The organism is Pseudorhodoplanes sp. (assembly GCF_035565795.1).
GTDB lineage: Bacteria > Pseudomonadota > Alphaproteobacteria > Rhizobiales > Xanthobacteraceae > Pseudorhodoplanes.
Genome location: NZ_DATMRV010000247.1, coordinates 1 through 14,877, shown reverse-complemented (window position 1 = coordinate 14,877; position 14,877 = coordinate 1). Strand labels below are relative to the sequence as shown.

Below are 14,877 nucleotides of genomic sequence, written 5' to 3'. Positions count from 1 at the left end.
GGATAGAGCATCTGGAAGAAATAGATGAAGGCCGGGATGAAGGCGCGCTCGGCGAGGTTCTCGCAGCGGAGCTTGGCCATCAGCGAGGTCAGGACATATCGGCCGGACGTGGCACGGGCCGCGAGCGTGCGGAGCGCGCCGGGTTCGTAGACGATATCGGCGTCTGTCAGGAGGAGGTGGCTTGGCGCTTCGAGGGTCGCGGCCGCGATGCCCTGTTCGAGCGCCCAGAGCTTTCCGGTCCAGCCATCCGGCAGCGGCTGCCCCTTCAGCACGGTAAGCGGTACGGCCGAGCCGGTCCGCTCCGGAAGGCTTTCGGCGATGGAGGCGGTCGCGTCCTCGCTGTTGTCATCGACCACGATGACCGAGAGGCGGCCGGGGTAATCCTGGATCAGCAGGGAGGTCAGGCTGTCGCCGATGGCGTCCGCTTCGTTGCGGGCCGGAATCACCGCGACGATGTGTGGCCACGCGTCAGGGGGCGGCAGGGATTTGTCGCCCAGCACCTCGGCGCGCCAATATCCCCCGCGAAATAACAAGCAATAGGCCCAGATCGCGAAGGACAGGGCGGCGATCCACAGTGTCATGCGGCGCTGATTAGCGCGTCGCGGCCGCATTGTCATGGAGGCGGGCAGGGGCCTCCTGTCGCGGGGACGGGTCCGATTTCCCCGTCCTACCCCTGGGGAATCACAGGCAGCAGGAGATGGGACGGATGCGCCTCGTCGTGGTGCACCTTGTGCAGCACCGTCCGGTGGTCGCAGATGTGATAGGGGATGTATTCGACGTTGGTCGCCCCGCCGACGCCGGTCGGCACGTCGAGGCTCGTGATGTCGAGGCAGATGCGATGCCCGGCCTTGAACATGTTAGCGGTCGCCATCAGCTCGATCGCGTATTCGGTGACCTCGCCGGGGACCACAGGTTTTTTCGCCGCGCGGGTCAGCTTGTGCCAGGGCTTCCAGGGCTTTGAGCGTTTCGGATCAAGCTCGCGCATCGAGGCCTTGAGCCAGCCGCGTGTGAGCTCACGTTCGGGCAGATCGCGCGGGATATCGCGTTCACCCTCCCGCGCTGTCCGCACTGAAACGTCCGGCCCGACATCGCTCAGCACCACGATCCAGTTGGTGTCGTCCTGATCGATCTCGGCGAACAGGTTCAGCACGATCGGACCCGCGATCAGCGTGTCCTGCGCCAGCGGTTCGCTCATGTAGCGCAGGCGCTGCACCTCGTTGGTCTGCGTGATCGGCATCTGCACGAAGGCATCGGGTGCGAGGCGCCCGTCAGTGCTGGAGGGGAGGAAGGGTTGCGGCCGCAAGCGTCCCCAGCTGGAGAGATAGAGCTTGGTCCATTGCGTTTCAGGCAGTGGCCAGTCTTCGCCGGAATGCCATTCGTTGGCGCCGGTGACCCAGTATTTCACCGGCGGCTCGCTCATGATCCCGGTGTCGATGCCTTTCAGCCAGTGGTCGTACCAGCGCAAAATTTCTTGATGGAAGGACCGGAAGGGGCGTTCGAGATGCGACGGGCCTCCGAACGTGATCTTCTTCGGCACATCGATGTTGCGGAACCAGTTCTGCGCGCCGTTGAGATGCGTCTTGTATCCGTAGGCGTACCAGCCCGAGCCGGTATAGGCGGGAATGTTGATCTTCCTGAAATCCGCTTCCGCCTTCTCGACGGTTTCTTCCCTGTCGTAGGGATGGATCAGCAGATCGAAGATCGCGGGCAGATGCTGACCCTTCTGGGTCAGGATGTTGTAGACGTGCGGATAGATCTTGAAGTCCGGGTTGGCCATCGCCTCGCGCCACAGCGCTTCGCGCTCCGGCGGCAATTCTCCCGGCTGTCCCTTGTTCTGATGCGCGACCAGATTGATCGACAGCAGATAGCGGAACAGGTGCAGCACGCCGCCGTGATATTCTTCGCGGAAGCTGCCGAGCGTTCCGTAAGCGCCGCGCGGATCGAACGGGAAGATCGCCTTCAACGAAGGTGGCTGCTGCTTGGCGACATTGAACTGCTCGGCGCCGAAACCTGAAATGCCGATCATGCCGACCTGGCCGTCGCACCAGGGCTGCTGCGCAATCCATTCGATCAGATCGTAGCTGTCGAATTCGCGCGATCCGCCGCCCTCGGACTTGCCGATGCCGCGCGGAGCGCCGACCACGTGGATATAGCCCCGCGAGGTGAGGAAGCGGGTATCGCCAGCTTCGAGCCAGCCGGTCCACATGGCGGACCATGATGGCTGCGGTGTCAGCGCGTCCGCGATATCCGGAGATTGCAGATCCTTGTTGTAGATCGCGAAGGCGAGCAGCGCCGGCAGCTTGTCTTTCGTATTCGGCCGATAGACATCAATCGACAGATGCACGCCGTCGCGCATCCGCACCTTGATGTCGCGCTCCTCGATGAACCCGTCAAATTCCGGCGGCCGGTCATATTGTGTCGGCAACTCATCGCCGGCCGCGGTCAGAAACGGGTTCGGGAGCTTGGTCATGCGGCCAGCCTCGGCAGTGATGCGATATCCAGCAGAAGGTCATCTGCCGGCGGTTCGCCCTTGCGGTGGAAGTCGACGGCGAGCTGTGCGCCGCTTGCCGGGCAATAATGCACTGTGCAGCAGAGATCCGCGTGCAGGTTGATGCGGTAACGGTCCGGCAGCTTGTCGAAGGTGACGGACTTCGCACCGTTGCGCCATGCCGTGCTGTTGGTCGCGAGAATGAACCCCGCTTTGCTCGTGACATGCGTGCCGCGTTCGTCCTGTACAACGAACAGGCCTTCGCTCAGCGACGCGATCGGCTTCGCCGCGCTTTTCTTCGCGGGATCGGTGTCGAAGTTGCCCACGCGGCTCTTGCGGATTCTCTCGCGCTGGCGCTCGGTCGCAGCATCGTCGACGGCGCCGTTCGCAACGACGACGCCATAGATGTCGCGCGCCGTCTCGACGCTGACCGCGCCGGCAAGAACGTCGTTGGCAACCGCGCTCGCGTCGCGCTCCAGCGGGTCGCCCCAGCCGCCGCCGCCCTGCCAGATCACCGAATAGACGTCGCGATTGGTCATTGGCATCAGGCCGGGCTTGGGGCCGAACCGCTCCCACTTGCCGGCGTCGTGCGGCCGGCCGCCCTCAATGGCACCCCAGCCCATCGACTGAACCACGGTGGAGCCGGGCCAGCCGCCGGCGAGACCCGCGGTGTTCGGCGATTCCGCGCCGTGGGTCATGACCAGCGCCATGGCTTTCTCGATGCCGCCGAGCGTCAGCGCCACCTCGGCGGACAAGCCGCCGCGATGCTTTCCCGCGCCGCCGGTATCGGGCGTCAGCTTGCGATGCAGATAGAACAGCGGCACCGCCTGCTCGTTACGCTCCACATCCGCGATGCAGGAGACGGGCGAGGTGATCGGTCCGCCGGCTTCCACGCCGTCCTTGGTCGCGAATGCGCCCGATCCGGCCGCCAGCGGGTCCATCAGATGCAGCCCGAACGGTTCGCCATACTGGTTCACACCGCCGAGATTGAACGTCGCCATGCAGCCATCGCTGATGCATTGCGCGCGATAGCGATATTTCGGCGAGGTGGCGAGCAGCTTGTTCAGCGCGGCCATCACCGCGTTGCTGACCGACCAGATGGTCTCGACCGTGGCCGAGCCGACCGGCGCCGGAAACTGCGCGGTGCAGATCAGCCCGTCGGGCGCAACGATTTCGACCGGATCGAGCAGGCCCTGATTCCACTGAATGTCGAAACCGAGCGTTGTGAGGATGCCGCCGGCGCACCCGCCGACAAGACCGGAGCGCGTCGCATTGATGAAGCCCGGCGCCTGCTTGCTGGAGCCGGAGAAGTCGAGCGTCAGGCGGTCGCCCTTCTTCGTGGCCTTGCAGTCGATCTTGTAGAGCACGTTCTGATGGCCATCATGCTCGATGAAGTCGGCTGCATGCACGGTGCCGTCCGGCAGTTCGTTCAGGCGCGCGCGCAGCCGGGACTCGGACGAGGCGATCATGCGCCTCATCACATCGGTGACAGTCTTCGCACCATAGCGATCGACTAACTCGGTTACCCGGCGGCGTGCGACGTTCACCGTCGCGATGAATGCGCGGATGTCGAGCCCGAGCTGATCGGGCAGGCGCGAAGCCGTGACGATCATTTCCAGCACGTCGTCGCGCATCTCGCCCTGATCGACGAGCTTCACGCATGGGATGCGGATGCCTTCCTGCCAGATTTCCTTGGCCTTGGGGCACCAGCTCGCGAAATCCATGCCGCCGACATCGGTCTCGTGCGCTTCGACGCCCGCCCAGGCAATGATCTCGTCGCCGGCATAGATCGGGCCGATCATCTGCACGTCGTTCTGATGCAGCGCGCCGATATATGGATCGTTGCCGATGAAGATGTCGCCGTCTTTCACCTTGAGTTGGGGCTTGCCATTGATGTGCCGGATGACCTGACCGCAAACGGGTGCCTGGAACGAGACCTGGAAACCCATCGACACCACGGCGCCATCCGGCAGGAACAGGCCGGTGAAGAAGTCGGACGCCTCGGTGACGGTCGGCGAGCCGGATACGGCCTGCAGCGCAATCCGCATTTCTTCCGAGATCGCGACCAGGCGGTTGCGGATCACCTCGAAGGTGACAGCGTTGATCTCGCTCATGATGCGAGCCTCACATGAATGTTGCCGAAACGGTCAGCGCGTGCCGTGGCGCCGGGCGGCACCACCACGCTCTGACCCGGGAATTCGATGATCGCCGGACCTTGCGCCGTCTCGCCATCCCTGGGGAACGAGGTGCGGTAGATCGCAGTGTCGACTGCCTTCTTCGCGTCGCGGAACACGACCGGCCGCGTGCCGCGAGGCTCGAAGCCTTCGCCCTTGGTCGCGAGTGCGGGGGGCGGCAGTTCGCCCGTTCCCATCGCGCGCACCGAGATCAGTTCGTAACCCGCATTCGAGAACGCCGCGCCGCGCCCGAACAACACCTCGTACTGCTTCTCGAAGGTTTGCGTCACGCTGCGGAATGTATCGAGCGTGAAGCTGCTCCCGGTGAACGGGATGTCGAGATGATTGGTCTGTCCGCGGAACTTGATGGCGATGAAGGTCTCGACCCGGATGTCACCTTTGGGGCCAGCGAGCGCGAGATTGGTTTTCACTTCGTCGACCGCGGATTTGAGCGCCGCCGTCACATGTTGCAGCTGGGCTTCATTCGGTGACGCGCCCGGCGAGATACGCGCATATGACGGCCGCTCGGCGGTGAAGCCAAGATCCGAGTTGCCCGTGCCATAGGCCGACTCCGCCGTTGCAGCGGCCGGCACGATAAAGCTGTCGAGGCCGAGTTCTTCGCCGAGGACCCATGCGTGCGATGGCCCCGCACCGCCATTGGCGAGCAGCGTGAAATCGCGCGGATCGTAGCCGCGTTCGATGGTCATGCGGCGGAGCAGGTCCGCCATCTTGCTGTCGAGGATCTGACGGATGCTCCATGCGGCTTCTGTGACGCTCATGCCGAGCGGTTTGGCGACATGCTCGTCGATGGCGCGCTTTGCCGCTTCGATATCGAGCTTCATACGCCCGCCGATGAAGTTGTCCGGATCGAGAACGCCGAGCACAAGATCGGCATCGGTCGCCGTCGGACGTGTACCGCCGCGGCCATAACAGGCGGGGCCGGGATTTGCGCCCGCGCTGCGCGGGCCAACGCGCAACTCGCCGAATTCGACATGGGCGAGCGAACCGCCGCCGGCCCCGATCGATTCCACGTCGATCGAATGCACGCGGATATCCGCGCCAGCGACCGAGATTTCCGAGCGCATGATCGGCTTGCCCGACACGATGACGCCGACATCGAAACTGGTGCCGCCGATATCCATCGTCACGATGTTGTCGAAGCCGGCCTGTGCGCCGGTCGCCCGCGATCCCATCACGCCGCCGGCGGGCCCGGAGAACAGGGCGTAGGCCGGGCGGTCGTTGAGCACGGCCGTCGGCAGGACGCCGCCGGCGCATGTCATCATCAGCACAGGCACTTTCATGCCGGCCTTTTGCAGCCGGGCTTCGAGGCTCGACAGATAGCGGCCGGCGAGGGGGCCGAGCGCGGCGTTGCCTGCGGTGGTCGACATGCGCGCATATTCGCCGACGCCCGGGGAAATCTCGTGCGACACGCTGACGAATGCGTTCGGCAATTCCTCCAGCACGATCTCGCGCAGCCGCTTCTCATGTACCGCATTGTGAGTTGCCCACAGGGTACAGATCGCGACGGCCTCGACCTTGCGATCCTTGAGCTTGCGAATTTCGCCGCGAGCCTGCGCCTCGTCGAGCGGCTTGATCACATTGCCCTTGACGTCAATGCGCTCATCGATTTCGAACACGAGATCGCGCGGCACCAGCGGCGGGATCTGGTTACGCAGATAGGCGTCGGTCCGCTCCATCTCGTTCATGCCGGAGGTCTGGCGCTTGAGACGTCCGATCACCAGCGTGTCGCCAAATCCTTTTGTGGTCAGGATTGCCGTGCGCGCGGCGTTGCCGGTCAGCAGCGCATTGAGACCGACGGTGGTGCCGTGGCCGAACCGTTCGATCTTGGCGCAGAATTGCTCGAAGCTCAGCCCGTAGGCTTCGGCCGCAAGTCCGATGGCGTCGATCACGCCGCCGAGGACATCCGCGGTGGTGGGCGACTTGAAGACGCGCGTCTGCCCGTCATCGGCCGAAACCCAAACATCCGTGAAGGTGCCGCCGACATCCGTTCCGATGAAGAATCCCAATGTCTTCTCCCCGTGGCATCGCAATTTGCTGCGGTGCCGAATTGTTTTTTGTTGAGACAGCGCAGACGCGGCGAAGTTTCGCCCGCGACTGCAATCGCTCTTGCTTTCGAGTTGAACAACTGTACAAATCGTTTGTCAACGGGTCTGCAGGATCGGACAATTGCGCGGTAGCGAAAATACGAGGACGGCTATTCTCGATGCGGCCGAAAATCTTTTCGCCGCCGCGAGTTTCGATATCGTCTCGATGCGCGATGTCGCGGCGAAAGCTCGCGTTCCGCTTGGGCTCATCAATTATCACTTCGAAAGCAAGGAAAAGCTGTTCGAGGCGATCATCGCGCGTCGTTCCGATGAACTGAATGCGCGGCGCCGTGAGGCGTTCGCCCGCCTGAAAAGCAAGCCCGATCTCCGGCAGGTGATCGATGTATTCCTGCGGCCTCATCTCGAACTGATGCTGGAAGGTGGTGCGGGCTGGCGTTCCTATGGCCGTCTGCTCGCGCAGACCGGTCAGCAGCAACGCTGGGCACGCCTGATCACCAAGCATTTCAAGGAAACACAGGATCTTGTTATCGGCGCGATCGAGCAGGCCGATCCGCGGCTGACCAAAGAGGCTGTGGCGCGCGGCTACACGCACATGGTGTCGGTGATGTTCGGCATGTTCGCCGTGAATGATCTCCTCGCCGTGATTTCGCGGCGCGCGCATTCCAGTCGCGATCTCGAACGGGCCTATGATTATGCCTTGCCGTTTCTTGTTGGCGCTTTCGAGGGGCTGGCTGCAGCCTGCGCGCAGGAGACGGGCCGCAAGGAGGCATCGCGCGCATGATGTGATGCACCATCGTCAACAACCGGACTCGGGGGCAACCCGCGCCAGAATGACAAAGGAGGAAATGATGAAAAGAATTGCCGCATACGCCACGGCCGTCCTGCTCGGCGCCTTCGCCGCCGTGCCGGCCCACGCCCAGAAGAAGGTGACGTTCGGACATCAGCAGGTGTTCGACCTCGCTCCGGTCCTGCTGGCGCAGGACAAGGGATTCTTCGCCAAGCATGGCATCGAAGTCGCGCTGAAGCCGATCCCGCTCAATTCGCAAAATCCGGCTGCGCTGGAAGCCGGAGAGGTCGATATCGCGATGCCGACCGCATCGGTTCTGCTGCAGGCAGTCAACGGCGGTCTCGATATCGTCGCGGTCTCCGGCTACACCGAGACGGTCAAGGACGACAGCAATTTCGGCATCGTCGTGCGGCCTGAATCAAACATCAAAACGCCGGCGGATTTTGTCGGCAAGAAAGTCGGCGTACCCGGGCTGAATGCCTTCCTGCACGTGATGTTCCGCGAATGGCTCACGATGAAGGGTGTCGACTGGAAGAAGGTCGAGTATGTCGAAACCCAGTTCCCACAGATGGAAGGGATCCTGAAGTCCGGTTCGGTCGATGCGGTGGTCGCGATCCAGCCGTTCATGTCGCGCATCATCGGGACCAAGACCGGTGAGTTGATGTCGAACTTCATTCGCGACATGCCTGCGGGCATGAGCATCACCGTGTTCGCTTCCAAGAAGGCCTGGGCCGACAAGAACCAGGATGCGATCAAGGCGTATCGCGCGGGCTTCGACGAAGGATCGGCTTACGCTCACGCCAACCCGGATGAGGCGCGCGCGATCGTCGCCAAATTCCTGAAGCTGCCGCCGCCGGCTGTTGCCGCGGTCAGCATCCCGAAGTTCGATTCCAAGCTGAGGGACAGCAACCTCGCACCGTGGGTGTCGATCATGAAGTCGCAGGGGATGATTCGCGGGGACGTGAATCTCAAGAACGTCATCGTTCCATGACGCGAAACAGGCGGGCCGGACCGTCCGGCCCGCCGAACCCTCACAGGCTCATCTTTTGCGACAGGCGATCCCATGTCCGCAGACTCCAGACTTCCCGACAGTGCCTATCTGGTCGGCAGTATCGGCCTCGACTCGGTCGACGAGATTCTTCAGACGGTTGGCCGGATGATCGGATCGCGGCTCAAGCGCATGCCGGACGGCGAGATCGGGCCGCGGCGGCTTTGGGCAAGCTTCCAGTATCCGTTGCTGCGGTCGAGTCCGTACCTGCGGCCCGATCCCTCGGGTGCGGTGCGTTCGACATCGAAATTTCCGCTCCTCGCGCTGGCCGAGGGGGTGGAACCGGGCGAGATCACGTTTGGCGAACTTGGTTATGCGCGTGAAGCCCGCGCCTCTTATCTCGACCTGCAGGCGGCCAAGAAACGGGGCGACTTTCCCGATCACGTCCGGCTGCAGGTGTGCATGCCGACGCCGTTCGGTACCATCTACGCCTTTGCAGCGCCAAAGGATGTGCTGGCGATCGAGGCGGCCTATGAGAAGGCGATGATCGCCGAGGTGAAGCGGCTGTGCGATGCAATCCCGCACGAGCATCTCTGCATTCAGTGGGATTTCTGCCACGAGATGATCGCGCTCGATGGTCAGCCGCAGGACTGGTTCCCGGCAACCGGCGCCTCGCAAGCCGAGATCATGGCCCGGATGCAGAGAATTTGCGCTCCCGTTCCGGGCGACGTCGAGATCGGGATCCACTTCTGCTACGGCGATTTCGGCGCCAGGCATTTCATCGAGCCGAAGGATGCCAGCCGCATGGTCGATGTCGCGAACGACATGGCCCAGGCGGTCGACCGGCTGATCAACTACATGCATTTTCCTGTGCCGGTCGACCGGACGGACAGGGCATATTTTGCGCCCTTCGCCAATCTCAAGCTCGATCCGCGGACGGAAATCTATCTCGGCGTCGTGCATGTTTCAGCGGGCGTGGACGGTGTGATCGCTCGCATCGAGACCGCACGCGAATTCGTTCCGGAATTTGGTATCGCCACCGAATGTGGCATCGCGCGCGCCCGCAAGCCCGATCTCGTGCAGCGGATTCTGGAGACCTATGCCGGCGCTTCATGCAACCCGTCGTGAGGATCAAGTGCTGGACGCACAGCCGAAAGACACGCTGATTGCGTTCGAGAATGTCGAACTGACGCTCGGCGGCAGGCTCATCCTGACCGGCATCGACGTCTCGATCCGCAAGGGAGAGTTTCTGTCCGTCGTCGGTCCGTCGGGGTGCGGCAAGACTTCGTTGCTCAATCTCGCGGCCGGGCTGCTGATGCCCAGCAAGGGCAGAGTGACCTACGCCGGCAAACCTGTGACCGGGCCACGTCAGGACATCGCGATCGTATTCCAAGATTACGGCAAGGCGCTGCTACCATGGCGCACGGCCGCTGGAAACGTGTCCCTTGCGCTGGAGGCGAGCAACTATCCGAAGGCTTCGCGGGAAAAGCGGATCGCAGAATTGCTCGACCTGATCGGGCTGTCGGCGCATGCGGAGAAATTTCCGAACCAGCTTTCGGGCGGCATGCAGCAGCGGCTCCAGATCGCACGATGCCTCGCACAGGATCCAGCCGTGCTGCTTATGGACGAGCCGTTCGGCGCGCTCGATGCCATGACCCGGCAGGCTCTGCAGGACGAGGTGCTGTCGATCGCGGCGCGCACCGGCGCGACGGTCCTGTTCATCACGCACGATCTGGAAGAGGCGATCTATCTGGGCGACCGTGTCGTGGCGATGCGACCGAATCCGGGCCGTTTTGAAGTGACATTCCCGATCGTACTGCCGCGCCCGCGCGATCAACTCACCACCCGCGAGCGGCCGGACTTCCTCAAGCTTCGGCGCGATCTGTTCGACGTCATCAAGGAGGTCGAACATTGAGCGGAGCGGGGCGACGCATCGGATGGCGCGGGCTGGTGATCCCGGTCGGCTTTGTCGTCATCGCCGAGCTGGCGGCGCGTCTGACCGGATGGGAGAGCTCGATGCTGGCCTCGCCATCCGCGATCGTCCTCGCATTCTTCAGTGCGTTGACAGACGGAACGCTCGCGGTCGCGACCCTTCAAACGCTCGCAACGTCGCTCGCCGGTCTCGCAATCGGCGCCGGCCTTGGACTTCTGATCGGCATCCTGCTCGGTCTCGTTCGAACAGCGGACCGCCTGATGGAATTCTCCATCGAAGCCTTTCGTCCGATTCCCGCCGTGGCGCTGATTCCGATTGCGCTGCTCATTTTCGGCTTTGGCTTTCGCATGGAGATCGCGATCGTGGCCTTTGCCGCGTTCTGGCCGGTCCTGATCCTGACACGGACCGCGGTCTCGGGCGTTGAACCGAGGCTCATTCAGGTCGCGCGGGCGCTCGGATTTGGAGCTTTCGCGCGCGTCTGGAAAATCGTTCTGCCGGCCGCGCTGCCGCGCATTTTCGTGGCGTTCCGGCTGGCAGCGGGTATCGCACTGATCGTCGCCGTCACGGTGGAAATCGCCGCCAATCCGCTGGGCCTCGGCTACAACATGATGCTCGCGCAGCAGACCCTGCGGCCCGAATTGATGCTGGCCCTGCTGGTCTGGCTGGGGGTGGTCGGCTGGGCGCTGAACCACGCGATGCTGTGGTCGCAGAGCCGGCTGTTCGGCCCGGCCGCGCTGGTGCGGATCGACCCATGATCGCCCTGCCACAGCTTAATCGCATCGGCTGGCTGCTCGCGAGCTTTGGCGTCGGCCTGCTGTTCGTTCTCGTCTGGTACGTCGTCGCGCAGCAGCGGCTGGTGTCGCCGGTGTTCCTGCCCGGGCCGGAACGCACATGGGATGCGCTGATCTATGGCCTGACCGAGGGCGATCTGCTGACCAAGACCATCGCGACGATCGAGCGCATGGTCTACGGCTGGCTGCTCGCGTCGCTGGTCGGCATCGTGCTGGGCGCGATCATCGGCGTATCGCAGTCGGCTCGCGCCTATGTCGAGCCGACCCTGGAATTCCTGCGGCCCCTGCCGGCATCGGCGATGATGCCGGTCGCGATTGCGCTCTTCGGCCTGACCAACGCCATGGTGCTGGCGGTCATCGCGTTCGGTGCGCTGTGGCCGATGCTGCTGGCCACCGTCCATGGCTTCGCTGCGGTAGAGCCGCGGCTCTATCAGGTCAGCCGGGCGCTGGGATTGTCGCGGCTCGAGATCATCTGGAAGATCGCGCTGCCCAGCGCCATGCCCGATATCCTGTCCGGCATGCGCGTCGGACTGACGATCGCGCTTATTCTGGCTGTCGTCGGCGAAATGCTGGCGAGCCGCCCCGGGCTCGGCCAGGCCATTCTCCTTGCGGCGCGGTCGTTTCAGTCGGCCGATCTCTACGCCGGCGTGATCCTGCTCGGCGCGATCGGATATGTCAGCGGCACGTTGCTGTCACTGATCGAGGCACGGCTTCTGCGATGGCGCGCTCCGCATCGCTAGGAATTGCACGGTCCTATTTCTCGCGGAAGGCGCGGTTGAAGTGATCCGTCAGCGGCTTCATGAGATAGGACATCACCGTACGGTCGCCGGTTTGCACGAATGCCTCGACCGGCATGCCGGGCACGAGCCGGACATCGCCGAGCCGCAATACCTGCTCGGCGGGGAGCGCGATGCGGATGGTGTAATAGCCCACGCCGGTCCGCTGGTCGGTCGTGATGTCGGCCGAGATGCGTGACACGGTGCCGTCGATTTCGGGCGTCGTCTGTTGGTTGAAGGCGGTGAAGCGCAGGATCGCCTTCTGACCGACCTGCAACAGGTTGATATCCTGCGGATTGACCTTTGCTTCGACCGTCAGATTGTCGGCGGCCGGCACGATCAGCATGATCGTATCGCCTGCCGAAATCACGCCGCCGACAGTATGGACGGTGGACTGGAACACGGTCCCCGATTGCGGCGCGCGAATATCGATACGGCGGAGCTGGTCTTCGGCGGTGACCTTGCGCTCGACGAATTCGCCGATCTTGGCGTCGACGTCGCGCATTTCCTTCGCCACCTCGCTCGACAGCTCCTGATCGATCTGGATGATCTGCAGTTCGAGTTCGTTGATCTTGCCTTTGGCCTGAGCGGTGGTTGCCACCAGCAATCCGCGTTCGCCTTCGAGACGGGTCGCTTCGCGTTCGAGCTGGGTCAGCCGGTTCATCTGGATCAGGTTCTTGTTGAACAGGTCCCGCACGCCGGCGAGCTCGCGATTGATCAGCTCGACCTCCTGCGACTTGGCATTGCGCTGCGCGGTGTGGCCTGAAATCTCCTCCTCAAGCTGGTTGATGCGCTGTTTCAGCTGCGACTTCTGGCCGGCGCGCGACGTGCGGCGCAATTCGAACAGCTTGCGTTCCGCATCCATGATGCTGCGGACTTCGGGGTCGGAGGCGGCGTTGACCAGCATCTTCGGGAAGGTGATCTCGCTCTGGCCGTCGCGCTCTGCTTCGAGGCGCGCCTTGCGAGCCATCAGTTCGTTTAGCCCCCTCGTGACGATGGACAGGTTGGCGCGCGTGACGGTCTCGTCGAGCCGCACGACGACGTCGCCTTCCTTGACGGTGTCGCCGTCGCGCACCCGGACCTCGCCGACGATGCCGCCGGTCGGGTGCTGCACTTTCTTGACGTTGGAATCGACGACGATCTGCCCCGGTGCAATGAGCGCACCGGACAATTGCGTCGTGCCGGCCCAGCCGCCGAATCCCAGGACCAGAATGGCGACGACCACCGCGCCGGCAATGATGTGTCGGCGGATCGAGGGCTGCGCTGCGGATCGTTGGGTCATGCGGGCGATCTGTTCGGTACGACCTGAAGCGGTTGCGTCGATGGAGCAGGCGCCGGCTGCGGCGCCGGGCGCTGCAGGACCTTGGCCAATACCTGATCCTTCGGTCCGACCGGATGCTGCATGCGGCCGTTGCCCATGACAAGAATAAGGTCGACGGCTTCCAGCGCGCTCGGCCGGTGCGCGACGATGACAGCGATGCCGCCCCGTTTGCGCACGCTCATCACGGCCCGCGCCAGCGCCTCGTCGCCCTCATAATCGAGATTGGAGTTCGGTTCGTCCAGCACGACCAGGAACGGATCACCATAAAGTGCACGGGCGAGGGCGATCCGCTGGGCCTGTCCGGCAGAGAGGGCGCTGCCTTGCTCGCCAACCTGGGTCTCGTAGCCCTCGGGAAGCTTGACGATCAGGTCATGGACCCCCGCGGTCTTGGCCGCATTGATGATCGCTTCCGGGCTCGGCTCCCGCTCAAAGCGCGAGATATTCTGCGCAACCGTGCCGGCGAGAAGCTCCACATTCTGCGGCAGGTAGCCGACATGCTTGCCGAGCGCTTCCGGCATCCATTGGTCGAGCGCCGCGCCATCGAGCCGGACATGGCCGCGCACAGGCTGCCACAGCCCGACGATGAGACGGGCCAGCGAGGACTTGCCCGACGCGCTCGGCCCGATGATGCCGAGACCGTTGCCGGCCCGCAGAACGAAGCTGACATCCTGCACGATGATCTTCTGCACGCCAGGGGGCGTCGCGGCTACGTTCTCCACCGCGAGGCTGACCTGAGGCGCCTGCAACGGCATGACGTCCCGCTGCGCCGGGAAAAGTGAAAGCAGCCGGTTCAGCCGTGCCCAGCTCTGGCGCGCAGCCTGGAAGCCCTTCCAGTTGGCGATCGCCAGGTCGACCGGTGCGAGCGCACGCGCCGACAGGATCGAGCCCGCGATGATGATGCCCGCCGACGCCTGCTGGTTGATCACGAGCCACGCGCCAACGGCGAGCACGCCCGACTGGATCATCATGCGCATCGACTTCGACACCGCGCCGAGCCCGCCTGCAACATCGCTCGACTTGCGGTGGCTCGACATGTAGCGGCGGTTCGCGTCCGCCCAGCGCGCCGAAATGCGTCCGAGCATACCCATGGCCGAAATGGCTTCCGCATTGCGGATGGAGATTTCCGCAAGGCCATTGCGCGCGAGCGCGGCCTGGGAAGCGTCGTTCATCGGCTTCCTGGTCCACATCTCGGTGAAGATCGTCAGCCCGACCAGCAGGATGGCGCCGCCCAAGGCGGCCATCCCGATCCAGAAGTGGAAGAAGACGAAGCAGATCGCGATATAGATCGGAAGCCAGGGCAGGTCGAAGAACGCGATCGGTCCGGAGCCGGACAGGAACGAGCGCACATTGTCGAGATCGCGCAACGGCTGCAGGCCGTCGCTGCGGTTGCCGGCCCGCAGCGGGATCTTGACGAGCGTCTCGTACACGCGGCTGCTCAAGGATTCGTCGAGATTGGCCCCGATCCGCACCATGATGCGCGACCGGATGATGTCGATGACCGCGAGCATGCCGAACAGGAATGCGGCGATGACGCACAGGCCGATCAGGGTCGG

12 protein-coding genes are annotated in these 14,877 nt (G+C 63.7%); 6 read left to right on the top strand and 6 right to left on the bottom strand.

What is annotated here, in order from left to right:
* The 4 genes from VNZ93_RS22030 to VNZ93_RS22015 form a co-directional block, all read right to left on the bottom strand.
* Positions 1 to 581 (bottom strand): glycosyltransferase (locus VNZ93_RS22030; protein ID WP_325710407.1); only part of this gene is annotated, 581 nt, incomplete at its 3' end.
* Positions 582 to 667: 86 nt separating this feature from the next.
* Positions 668 to 2,470 (bottom strand): CocE/NonD family hydrolase, encoded by a 1,803-nt coding sequence (locus VNZ93_RS22025; protein ID WP_325710404.1) that lies wholly within the window; start codon positions 2,468 to 2,470, stop codon positions 668 to 670.
* A complete protein-coding gene (locus tag VNZ93_RS22020; protein ID WP_325710401.1) occupies positions 2,467 to 4,602 on the bottom strand; it encodes a hydantoinase B/oxoprolinase family protein in 2,136 nt (711 codons plus the stop codon). Before VNZ93_RS22020 ends, VNZ93_RS22025 begins: the two co-directional genes overlap by 4 nt.
* Positions 4,599 to 6,689, bottom strand: a complete 2,091-nt coding sequence (locus VNZ93_RS22015) for a hydantoinase/oxoprolinase family protein (protein ID WP_325710398.1) — start codon at positions 6,687 to 6,689, stop codon at positions 4,599 to 4,601. The genes VNZ93_RS22020 and VNZ93_RS22015 overlap by 4 nt, the downstream gene beginning before the upstream one ends.
* Positions 6,690 to 6,849: 160 nt before the next feature.
* On the opposite strand from VNZ93_RS22015, the gene VNZ93_RS22010 reads away from it, so the two are divergent.
* From VNZ93_RS22010 to VNZ93_RS21985, 6 genes are all read left to right on the top strand, one after another.
* On the top strand, positions 6,850 to 7,509 hold the full coding sequence (locus VNZ93_RS22010; protein ID WP_325710395.1) for a TetR/AcrR family transcriptional regulator: 660 nt from the start codon (positions 6,850 to 6,852) through the stop codon (positions 7,507 to 7,509).
* A 67-nt stretch (positions 7,510 to 7,576) separates the two neighbouring features.
* Entirely contained in the window at positions 7,577 to 8,506 is a 930-nt protein-coding gene (locus VNZ93_RS22005; protein ID WP_325710392.1) for an ABC transporter substrate-binding protein, read from the top strand.
* 72 nt (positions 8,507 to 8,578) lie between these two features.
* Positions 8,579 to 9,631 (top strand): hypothetical protein, encoded by a 1,053-nt coding sequence (locus VNZ93_RS22000; RefSeq protein WP_325710389.1) that lies wholly within the window; start codon positions 8,579 to 8,581, stop codon positions 9,629 to 9,631.
* Positions 9,603 to 10,418 (top strand): ABC transporter ATP-binding protein, encoded by an 816-nt coding sequence (locus VNZ93_RS21995; protein ID WP_414710154.1) that lies wholly within the window; start codon positions 9,603 to 9,605, stop codon positions 10,416 to 10,418. The genes VNZ93_RS22000 and VNZ93_RS21995 overlap by 29 nt, the downstream gene beginning before the upstream one ends.
* Positions 10,415 to 11,191, top strand: coding sequence for an ABC transporter permease (locus VNZ93_RS21990; RefSeq protein WP_325710384.1), 777 nt, complete (start codon positions 10,415 to 10,417; stop codon positions 11,189 to 11,191). Before VNZ93_RS21995 ends, VNZ93_RS21990 begins: the two co-directional genes overlap by 4 nt.
* Positions 11,188 to 11,967, top strand: a complete 780-nt coding sequence (locus tag VNZ93_RS21985; protein WP_325710382.1) for an ABC transporter permease — start codon at positions 11,188 to 11,190, stop codon at positions 11,965 to 11,967. Before VNZ93_RS21990 ends, VNZ93_RS21985 begins: the two co-directional genes overlap by 4 nt.
* A 13-nt stretch (positions 11,968 to 11,980) precedes the next feature.
* On the opposite strand, the gene VNZ93_RS21980 is transcribed toward VNZ93_RS21985, so the two are convergent.
* Positions 11,981 to 13,285 (bottom strand): HlyD family type I secretion periplasmic adaptor subunit, encoded by a 1,305-nt coding sequence (locus VNZ93_RS21980; RefSeq protein ID WP_325710380.1) that lies wholly within the window; start codon positions 13,283 to 13,285, stop codon positions 11,981 to 11,983.
* Positions 13,282 to 14,877: type I secretion system permease/ATPase (locus VNZ93_RS21975; RefSeq protein WP_325710377.1), on the bottom strand; the 1,596-nt coding region annotated here is incomplete at its 5' end. The genes VNZ93_RS21975 and VNZ93_RS21980, both read right to left, overlap by 4 nt.